Raw genomic sequence first — 9,817 nt, 5'->3', positions numbered from 1 at the left:
AAAGCTGAGAATCGGTTTTTTGAGGACTGTTTACAGTAGAGGCATACTGCTACAAGCGAGATATCAGTTATTTGCAGCGATTCTGCGCCTAAAATGAACGCAATATTCGTCTATCGCAATTGCCTCGCTCTTACAAAATTTGCATTATCACACGGATACCGGTAGAATTACAGTCATAATCTTTACTGCCGAGGAAGATACGGATACCGCTCACGTCTAAAAGTCTTTTCGGCACGACAATACCTCGTTGGTTCAAGGAAGATGCTTATGAAGCGAATGATAATGGCTTCGTTAATGCTCCTTGTCCTGGTGTGCGCCACAATCCCCGGCGCCTGCGCGGAGCTGGTCCCGGTTCGTGTGCTTGCAGGAGGCAGGGAGGCTGTTCTTGCGCCGTCATCGGTGTGGGATGGCAAGCGTGTACTGGCTCCCCTGGGCATCCTGGATGCGCTTGGCGCAAGCTACATGGCGTCAACGGAGAACAAGAAGATCGCAGTCATCTCCGCCCGTGGAGAGGTGGGTGAGATCGAGACTGTGGACGTAAACAAAGCAAAAATGCTCCCGATGGACAAACTTCTCGCCATTATCGGCGGTGAGTCAGGTTGGGACGGTGATGCAAAGACACTCAGTCTCACGGCTCATATGCAGTCGGTCGAGTTTGTCGACGAAACCCTCAAAATTAACTGCAGCTTCCCGGTTGTTTATACGGTAAAGCCCTGGACAAGCGCCAACAAGCTGGTAATCGATATCCCGTATGCCAAGCTCGATTCCGAAGCGAGAGAGGTCTACATCGGCACGGGAAAAATACTGCGGGCGCGGCTGGGCAGTCAGGACGGCTGCGCGCGGGTAGTGCTGGATATGGAGAAGAACGTTCCGTATAAAGTAATAAGCGACCCGGTGACTGCCCAGATTGCAGTCAAGGTCTCCGAAAGTCTTCCCAAACCCAAAGCACAGATTTCACAGCAGCCGAAAACCGAAAAAAAGAAAACGTTTTCAATCACCGGCATCCGGGTCGATCCGGTTCACGATAACGGTTTTGATCTGGTTATCTCCACAGACAAAAAAGGCTCCGCCTCGGTAAGCTATGATGTCTGCCCGCCCGAAATCGGCGTCATCCTGCCGGGCGGCATTGTGGAAGATTCGCAGTGCGCTGGTTCCAGCCCGCTTCTTAAGAGCGTAAAGATTGACAAGTCAAACCCCAACAAACCCCAACTGGAACTGCAGCTCAAGCGCGTCATGGTTTGTTCTCTGCAGGCAGATGAGTCGCAGATGGTGTTCTCTGTCCGCCCGCCGGATAAGTCCGGCGGAAAGCTTGCGGACAAAGTGATTGTGGTTGACCCGGGGCATGGCGGAAACCAGAAGGGCGCATGCTGCGGCAATATTATGGAAAAGGATGTTAATGTCAAGATCGCTGATGAACTGGCGGATGTTCTGCGCTCTCAGGGTGCGAAAGTTATTCTGACCCGAACTGGCGATGTGGCTATGGGTCTGGCTGCGCGGTCCGAGGTTGCAATCAAGAACGATGCGGACTTTTTCATCAGCATTCACTGCAATTCCAATGGCGTCTCCAATTCTGCCAGTGGAATCGAGACCTACTATCATAAATCCGAGCCAAGCCCTATGGCGCTGGCATATGCGGTGCATGCGGGTGTGTGTTCCGCGACCGGCATGTGTGACAGGCGGCCCCGCAGCGATAAGACGCTCTACGAATCCGGGCTGGCTGTCCTGAGGCGGCTTGAGAACACCGGCCTGCCGGGAATACTTCTGGAATGCGGCTATCTCAACCACTCTTCCGACCGAAACAAGCTGCTTGATGCAAACTACAGAAAGAAACTGGCATCCGGGATTGTTGCAGGACTTAGGTCTTATATCGAAGGCACTCCTATTGAAGTGAGGCAATAGCAATGGCAAAGCGAAAATCGAGATCATTCAGTTTTGGCTGGACAATAATTCTGGCGCTTGTCGTTTTTGGAGCAGCAGCGGCAGCCACATATTACTTTTCCAATGGCATGGGTAAGGGAGTAAAGAAACCTGAAAGCAAACCCGTGGTGGAAAACCATACCACAATTGCAGAGATCCCCGAGCGTAAAGTAGTCATCTACCTGCCGATCAGCGAGAAAAACAGGTTCTATCTTGTTCCCGTGACTAGAACCACGGAGATCAAAGGTGATATACTGAGCGTAGCTGCAAAAGTGCTTCTCGCCACCAACGGTGAAAAGGGTGAGGCAGGTAAACTTATTCCCAAGGGGACTAAGTTGCTGGTTCCGGTCAAAGTCGCAAAGGCTATAGCCACACTTGACCTGAGTAAAGAGTTCGTGGATAAATTCTCAGGCGGCTCGACCCAGGAGTCGCTTGTGCTTAACTCCATCGCCCATACTCTCGTTGTAAACAGCGGCGGGAAAGTGCGGAAAGTGCAAATTCTAGTGGAAGGAAATACGGTTGAATCGCTTGGCGGACATTTCGAGCTTACCGATCCCATAGAGGCCGACTCCACCTTGCTCAAACCGGATAAATAGAGTTGATAGGTGTTTTCGATTCTGGTCTTGGCGGGCTGTCTGTCGCCGCAAAGATCATCCAGACATATCCCAAGGAGCAGATATTCTACTTTGCCGATAACGCGCATGTGCCATATGGCGAGAGACCCCTTGACGAAATCAGGGGGTTTGCAGTCGATATTACTGCCTATTTGATCAACAAAGGCGCAAAAGCGGTAGTAATGGCGTGCAATATGTCGAGCGCAGTAGCCCTAGAGGCAGCGCAGAGTCGCTTCCCGGATGTCCCAATTCTTGGAGTGATAGAGCCTGGTGCGAAAGCGGCGGTTGCAGTAGCGCAGAGCGCGGCGATTGGCGTGCTCGCTACAAGCGGGACAGTAAAAAGTGGCGCGTATGAAAGGTCTATTCATAAGCTGGATCCGAAGCGTAAAGTGGTCCAGCAGGCGTGCCCGAGGTTTGTGCCTCTGGTGGAGTCGGGCAGAGCTGACAGCGAGGAAGCAGAGGCCGCTGCGCGTGATTATACAGCGCCTCTTATCAGCGAAGGCTGCCGGACTATTATCTTGGGCTGCACTCATTACCCGTTCCTGCGCCGCGCGATAGAATCTGCCGCTGGACCGGATATCACTATTGTCGATCCGGCGATGGAGACCACTTGCGCTCTGGGTAAGATTCTTGATGAGCGAGGAATTGCCGCCGGCAGACTGGAAGCCGCGCATGTATTCAGTGCCAGCGGGGATACGGCGTGCCTTGCATCCATCGGCAGCGCTTTTCTCGGAAGGCCTATCGATAAGGTTGAAAGAATAACAATAAGCCCGGCGGTTGAAACCACGGCAACAAATGCACAAACTCACCCTTAGGGGACTCGATAAAACAAATTGCAGATGGTCCGAGAGTTAACTCTCGGATCAAACGTGTTGGGGACTTAAGTCCCGAGAACAGCGTCCGGGATTTAAATCCCGGACGATCAAAAAATAATAAAGTCAGCCGGGCGGTTGCAGTTCCGGGCTCTTCGCTCTCCACTCTCCGCTTTCGGCTATTCAGGGAGATACAAGCAACATGATTCGACTAGACGGCCGCTCTGCCGACCAGCACAGACCGGTTAAGATAACCCGCAACTTCAACAAATATGCCGAGGGAAGCTGCCTCATAGAGATGGGTGACACAAAAGTCATCTGCACAGCTTCAATCGAAGAGAAAGTCCCTCCGTTTCTCAAGAACTCTGGTCAGGGGTGGGTGACTGCCGAGTACGGCATGCTTCCGCGTTCGTGCGAGACCAGGACCCAGCGCGATATTATCAAAGGCCAAATTAATGGCCGTTCTCAAGAGATCCAGAGGCTTGTCGGGCGGTCTATAAGATCGGTTGCCGATATGACCGCGTTCGGTGAGAGGACAGTCTGGCTCGACTGCGATGTAATTCAGGCCGACGGCGGCACACGGACGGCGTCCATTACCGGCGCATTCATCGCATTTTTAGATGCCTGCGCGGTCATGAAGAAAGAAAATATCTGCAAGAAATTGCCTTACACCGATCTTATGGCCGCTATCAGCGTAGGGGTCGTTATGAATGAGGAACTGCTTGACCTCAACTATAAAGAAGACTCCAATGCCTCGGTAGATATGAACGTAGTTATGACCGCATCAGGTCGAATAATCGAGATTCAGTCCACTGCCGAGGGCGCGCCGTTCACCCGCAATCGCTTCAACAACCTTCTTGACCTCGCGACGAAGGGCACCGGCGAACTCACAAAACTCATCAAAGAGACGATGGCCGATATCCTGTGAGAAAGCTCGTCATCGCAACCAAGAACCCCGGCAAAGCCAGGGAGATGGCCGAGATTTTGACAGATATGCCCTATGAGGTCGTCTCGCTTTCGGACTATCCTGATGCGCCCGAGGTCGAAGAGACAGGCTCTACATTTGCCGAAAATGCCGTCATCAAGGCTAGGGCTTACGCCGAGTATACGGGCGAGCTTACTTTGGCGGACGATTCCGGTCTGGAAGTGGACGCGCTCGATGGCGCTCCGGGTGTGTTTTCAAGCCGGTTTGCTCCGACCGATGCCATGCGCATCTCCAAACTCCTCGACCTTATGAAAGATGTGCCGTGCGACAAGCGCACCGCGCGCTTCAGATGTGCAGTTGCGATTGCTGATCCTAATGGTGATGTGAAGACCTGCGAAGGGAAAGTGGAGGGGACAATAGCTTATGCCCCACGCGGCTCAGGCGGGTTCGGCTATGATCCCGTATTTATAGTGACTGAGCTTGGCAAACACATGGCCGAGCTTGGCTCTGACGAGAAGAATGCGATCTCTCACAGAGGCAGGGCGCTTGGCGAGGCTAAAAAATTGCTGGCGCAGTAGAATGCCGTTATGCCGAAAGAGCTTTATAATCTGATCTTAGTATTGCAAATATCTGAAAGTCTCTGAATTCTGATTTTTGATATTGGCACTGTCTGAGAAGCCCTTCAAGCTTCATACCAGTTTTTTGCATAACCCTTACGCCAGCGTTATTTTCAGGGATGCACAGTCCTTCTATCCGATTAAGCTGCAGCTTGGTAAAGCAATACTCGAAAACTGTATTGACAGCCTCCACCATATATCCATTGCCCCAGTAAGTTCTTGCAAGTACAAAGCCGATCTGGGCCTTTTTGTGATATAGATCAAGCTGCATGATATGTATGCTTCCTATGATCTTCTTTTCAGCCTTGTGCTCTATTCCCCATGGGGTGTCTTTACCGTCGGAATAGCTATCAAGCACTCCCTGAATATATTCTGAGGTGTAGCTCCAGTTCGGATGCGGTCCCCAACGCAGAAATTTGGTGACCTCCGGGTCAGATGCAAAGCCGTAATAATCATCTATGTCTTCCAGAGTGTATTTTCTGATGACTAAACGCTCTGTCTCCAATCGCGGCAGGTTTTTATAAAAGTCAGCTTCTTTCATTGTTATCTTTCTCATTTGGCAGGTCTTTAGGTTTGCCAGCCGTCAATACAAACTTTCCAGGAATACCGGCAAGCTGTGAGTCCGGCAGTTCGACTAACTCTTCTATAATCAGTCCGGCGTGTGCAAATGCGGTTACAATTTCACCCATAGTCCAGTAGCGGAGCAGGCACTTTGGAAAGCCGCCCTGTTCCTGCCCTGGGAAGAATTGCTGGAACGCGACATCGCTTTCGTGATATTGTTCATCGAAGTAGTTTCCCACCAGAGATATCTCGCCATCACTGACTGAAATGCATTTTCTTATCGGGTGGAAGTCACTTGCCACCAAACGCCCGCCAGGCAATAAGATTTCATTAACGATCTGTGCAAATACCGAAAGATCGGCCACATAGTGAAAGATGCCACCTTCCATATAGACTATATCGAAGCTGCTCGCAAACTCGTGAAGGGGCAGCGCCATTACATCGGATATTAAGTAGTTGATGAGAACACCGGCAGCCTCTGCAAGCTCCTGAGCATAACGCGCTCCCTCAGGCGATATATCTACAACAGTGACATCTGCTCCCAACAGCGAAAGAGGCACTGCTTTGCGGCCATTCGACCCCATCAAATTAATAACGCGTTTTCCTGTGACATCGCCCAGATACGGCAATTCATGCTTGAGAAATGACGTCGGATCATCTTTCATCTGAGCAGCAGCCTGGTCCGGCTGACCGCTGTATCGCAGCCAGTGCTCATATGCTCTGTATGACCATGCGATTTCGTTAACCTTGCTTTGAGATTCTTGCACTGCTCGACTCCGGATTTTATGTTGAGATAAGCTGTATCTTACTTTGCGCTGTCTCCTCTGTCAACTGGCATGCTTCTTCAGCTTATACCGTAAAACGGTTGACTAACAGACGAGATTCGTGTAGATTATCACTGACTTATGTAGTGAGAGGAATTATATGCAGCAGCTTTGGGCGCCCTGGCGCCTTGAATACATCGTGGGAAACAAGACTGAGGGATGCATCTTCTGCGTCTTTCCAAAAGAGGATAATGACGAGAAAAACCGCATACTCTATCGCGGCAAGCACGCGTTTGTGATTATGAACGCCTTCCCATATTCCAATGGGCATCTGCTTATCCCGCCCTACCGCCACATCGCTGATCTGACGGAGCTTACCGACGAAGAGAGCCTCGAAATTATGCAGCTCACGCAGATGTCGTGCAAGGCGCTGAGCGCGGTATGCAGGCCCGACGCTTATAATATCGGCATAAACCTCGGCACGGCAGCCGGGGCAGGCATTGCGGACCATCTGCATCTGCACATAGTCCCCAGGTGGAATGGGGATACCAACTTCATGCCGGTCTTTGCGGATGTGAAGGTTATTCCCGAATCCCTCGAAGCCACCTACAAAAAACTGAAAATCGAATTCGACCGATTGGCAGGCTAAAATGGAAGAGTCAGTTACCCAGCAAATTGAGCAGCTTAAGGCGCAGTGCCTCGACTGCAGCGAGTGCGCGCTCGCTCAAACTCGAAGAAATGTAGTTTTCGGCGAAGGCAACCCAGAGTCCCCGCTTATGATAATCGGCGAAGGCCCCGGCATGAATGAAGACGCCACAGGCAGACCATTTGTTGGTAGGGCAGGTGCGCTGCTGGATGAAGCGCTTGCCGCCTGCCGCATAGGCAGACAGCATGTATTTATCTGCAACGTGCTCAAGTGCCGCGCATGTATTACCGAAAACGGCAGGACGCGCAACCGCCCTCCTGCGACTGATGAAATCGACGCCTGCACGCACTGGCTGGAAAATCAGATACGTGTAATCAAACCGCTTGTGATCCTCTGCCTGGGAGCGCCCTCGGCTAAGTTCGTCATCAAAAAGGATTTCAAGATGACCAAAGAGCGCGGCATTTTCTATCCTACCAAATATGCCCACTATGCAATCGCGGCTCTGCACCCGGCCTATATCTTGAGGCAGGCAGGCCAGAGTTATGACGGCGGCAAGTCTCTGCTTATTTCGGATATCGAATCGGCGCGCAAAAAAGTAATCGAAGCAAAGAAAGAGCCGAAGCTCACTCTTTTCTAATGGAACATCCCGAAGTGTTTTTTCGTAACTCAACTGAATATAAACCGGAGGCTCAATATGAGAAATTTGCTATTGTTTGTGCTGTCGTGTTGTCTGATCGTAATGGCTGCGCCTATGCTCTGCGCGCAGGAGACGCCTCCCCCCGCTCCAACAATGCAGGGGCCATCGTCCACATCGAGCGCTCAGGAAATGGTCCTGCCTGCTCCCTGCCTGATGTCTTCACTGCATGTGATAAACTCCAATGCAGTGCCTATGCTTTCCGCCCGTCTAAATCTCACGGATGAGCAGAAGGCAAAGGTTACCGAGTTGTTTTCAGAGTCCGAAAAAACGCTCAATCCGGCAATTCAGGAACAGCAAAAGGCCGTTGACAAATACACAAAGGTGCTGCTCGACAATAACGCATCCGAGTCGGAGCTTACATCTGCAGCAGTGGAAGCAATGAAAGCGGAATCGTCGATTGTGACTCAAAAGATAAAGACGCTTGAGGGGCTTCGCGCCTTGCTCAATGATGATCAAAAGTCTAAGCTCAATACAGTGCTGGCGCAATTTGCGGCAATTTCGCACATACAGATATTAAAGCCAAAGCTTGAACAATCCGGCGCACAGCCCATTACATCGCCTGCTGCTCCGGCAAACCCGCAGTAATACAGGCTGCTTGCAAAAATGTTGTAAATTTTTACCGATGACTATTGACAAATCTTGCAAGCAGCACTATTATAGTGCCGAGGTGCTTTGCACCTTCCCAATTCCACACGACTGTACAACTTAATACAAAATCGAATACATAACAAAACGCCTAATTTCTTATGAAAGCGGAGGACCCGACCGATGAGGGGGCGAGTCCGGAAACGGAGGGGGAGCTTCCTACCCTAGCCCGACAGCTTACTCCGCAGGCGAGGCAGGAAGGTATCTTTCAACCACACGCTGCGGTAGATCTGTCTATCGCAGCTTTTTAATTGTCACCTATTCCGTCATTCCGAACTAATGTGAGGAATCTGCTTTTCAATGCTTTATCGGCGATTTCTCGCATTATAACTCGAAGTGATTAATCGGAGCACTGAGGAGATGTCGTTCACATTCGTGCATGCGGCCGATCTGCATCTGGACTGTCCGTTCGATGGTCTGGGATACATCTCTCCGGAGCTTTCGTCAGTCCTGCAAAATGCCACTTTTGCCTCGCTCGATAACATCGTCAAGCTCTGCCTGGCACGCAGTGTCGATTTTCTGGTAATAGCCGGGGATGTGTATAATTGCAGCGACAAAAGCCTGCGCGCACAGCTGAGGTTTCGCTCTGCTCTCGAAAAATTGTCCGAGGCGGGCATCAGCTCATATATAGTATGCGGCAATCATGACCCATCCAACGGCTGGAGCGCAAGTCTCGACTGGCCTGCAAGTGTCCACTTCTTCTCATCGTCTGAGCTTGAAGTCAGACCGGTTATCCGCAATGGCAGCCTGATCGCAACAGTCCACGGTATCAGCCACTCAAAATCCGGTATTACTGAAAACCTTGCCCTGCGTCTTTCGCATGACAAAGATTCTCCATTCGCCGTGGCTCTGCTGCACTGCAATTGCGGCCAGGCAGCAAGCTATGATCCATATGCGCCGTGCACACTAGCCGACCTTGCAGATTCCGGCTTCGACTACTGGGCACTTGGCCACATTCACAAGAGGGCCATCCTGCGCGACAGCGCTCCCCTTGTAGTGTATCCCGGCAGCTCACAGGGTCTGAACCCCAAAGAGACCGGTCCAAAGGGCTGCTATATCGTTAGTGTCGATGATGCGGGCAGCGCAAGTTTGGAGTTTACAGAGACCGACGCGATTCGCTGGTTTGATGAAGAGATATCCGCCACAGGGGTCACGCAGGAGCAGGAGCTTATCGACTCTCTTGGCGAGAGGCTGGAGGATATCAGACGGCGGTCAGGCCGTCCGGCGCTGGTTCGCTTTCACCTGATTGGCAGGACACCTCTTCACCGCACACTGGCGCGCAAGGCTATACTAGAGGATATCACAGACGACCTCAGGCAAAGCGAATCACTGCATGGGGATTTTGTCTGGGTCGAGTCGATAATAGATGAGACCCGGCCGGATATCAATATAGACGAGAGGCGTCTATCCGAAGACTTTGTAGGCGACTTCCTTCGGCTGGCGCAGGAAGCGCGCCAGAACCCGGATCGCCTTGCAGGTCTCAGGAGCGCGCTGCAGCCTCTCTTTGAGCATGGTCGGGCTCACGCATATTTGAGCCGGCCCAGTGATGACCGGCTTCTGGAATGGTTGGATGCGGCGGCTCTCTACGGTCTGGACGCTTTGACGGAGGAGACCTGACA

The 9,817-nt window shown here is 51.6% G+C and carries 11 protein-coding genes and 1 riboswitch; of the genes, 9 read left to right on the top strand and 2 right to left on the bottom strand.

Going from position 1 to position 9,817, the window contains the following annotated elements; translation table 11 throughout:
* Window positions 1-267: 267 nt before the first annotated feature.
* The 5 genes from ABFD83_12465 to ABFD83_12445 all read left to right on the top strand — a co-directional run bounded on the left by ABFD83_12465 (window position 268) and on the right by ABFD83_12445 (window position 4,846).
* Entirely contained in the window at window positions 268-1,899 is a 1,632-nt protein-coding gene (locus tag ABFD83_12465) for an N-acetylmuramoyl-L-alanine amidase (protein MEN6357883.1), read from the top strand.
* A 2-nt stretch (window positions 1,900-1,901) separates the two neighbouring features.
* Entirely contained in the window at window positions 1,902-2,513 is a 612-nt protein-coding gene (locus tag ABFD83_12460; GenBank protein ID MEN6357882.1) for a GerMN domain-containing protein, read from the top strand.
* Window positions 2,514-2,515: 2 nt separating this feature from the next.
* Window positions 2,516-3,346, top strand: a complete 831-nt coding sequence (gene murI, locus ABFD83_12455; protein MEN6357881.1) for a glutamate racemase — start codon at window positions 2,516-2,518, stop codon at window positions 3,344-3,346.
* A 199-nt stretch (window positions 3,347-3,545) separates the two neighbouring features.
* Window positions 3,546-4,271 carry a ribonuclease PH gene (gene rph / locus ABFD83_12450; GenBank protein MEN6357880.1) on the top strand — a complete coding sequence of 242 codons (726 nt, stop codon included), beginning with the start codon at window positions 3,546-3,548 and terminating at the stop codon, window positions 4,269-4,271.
* Window positions 4,268-4,846, top strand: coding sequence for an XTP/dITP diphosphatase (locus tag ABFD83_12445; protein MEN6357879.1), 579 nt, complete (start codon window positions 4,268-4,270; stop codon window positions 4,844-4,846). The genes rph and ABFD83_12445 overlap by 4 nt, the downstream gene beginning before the upstream one ends.
* A 7-nt stretch (window positions 4,847-4,853) precedes the next feature.
* Here ABFD83_12445 and ABFD83_12440 read toward each other — a convergent pair whose 3' ends face one another.
* Window positions 4,854-5,426: a GNAT family N-acetyltransferase gene (locus tag ABFD83_12440; GenBank protein MEN6357878.1), complete on the bottom strand. Its 573-nt coding sequence runs from the start codon at window positions 5,424-5,426 to the stop codon at window positions 4,854-4,856.
* Entirely contained in the window at window positions 5,413-6,213 is an 801-nt protein-coding gene (locus ABFD83_12435; protein MEN6357877.1) for a class I SAM-dependent methyltransferase, read from the bottom strand. Before ABFD83_12435 ends, ABFD83_12440 begins: the two co-directional genes overlap by 14 nt.
* 157 nt (window positions 6,214-6,370) lie before the next feature.
* On the opposite strand from ABFD83_12435, the gene ABFD83_12430 reads away from it, so the two are divergent.
* The 4 genes from ABFD83_12430 to ABFD83_12415 all read left to right on the top strand — a co-directional run bounded on the left by ABFD83_12430 (window position 6,371) and on the right by ABFD83_12415 (window position 9,815).
* Complete coding sequence (locus ABFD83_12430; GenBank protein MEN6357876.1) at window positions 6,371-6,859, top strand: HIT domain-containing protein; 489 nt, start codon at window positions 6,371-6,373, stop codon at window positions 6,857-6,859.
* A 1-nt stretch (window position 6,860) separates the two neighbouring features.
* The gene (locus ABFD83_12425) at window positions 6,861-7,493 is read left to right on the top strand and encodes a uracil-DNA glycosylase (GenBank protein MEN6357875.1); all 633 of its coding nucleotides are present in this window, start codon (window positions 6,861-6,863) and stop codon (window positions 7,491-7,493) included.
* Between the two features lie 57 nt (window positions 7,494-7,550).
* The gene (locus ABFD83_12420; protein ID MEN6357874.1) at window positions 7,551-8,138 is read left to right on the top strand and encodes a Spy/CpxP family protein refolding chaperone; all 588 of its coding nucleotides are present in this window, start codon (window positions 7,551-7,553) and stop codon (window positions 8,136-8,138) included.
* A 138-nt stretch (window positions 8,139-8,276) separates the two neighbouring features.
* Window positions 8,277-8,404, top strand: a riboswitch (cyclic di-AMP (ydaO/yuaA leader).
* Window positions 8,405-8,558: 154 nt separating this feature from the next.
* Window positions 8,559-9,815, top strand: coding sequence for a DNA repair exonuclease (locus ABFD83_12415; protein MEN6357873.1), 1,257 nt, complete (start codon window positions 8,559-8,561; stop codon window positions 9,813-9,815).
* The last annotated feature ends 2 nt before the right edge of the window (window positions 9,816-9,817 follow it).

The sequence above is a fragment of the Armatimonadota bacterium genome, from assembly GCA_039679645.1.
GTDB lineage: Bacteria > Armatimonadota > UBA5829 > UBA5829 > UBA5829 > UBA5829.
Note: the sequence above shows the minus strand (reverse complement) of the source record. Positions and strands in the feature narration are given on the sequence as shown.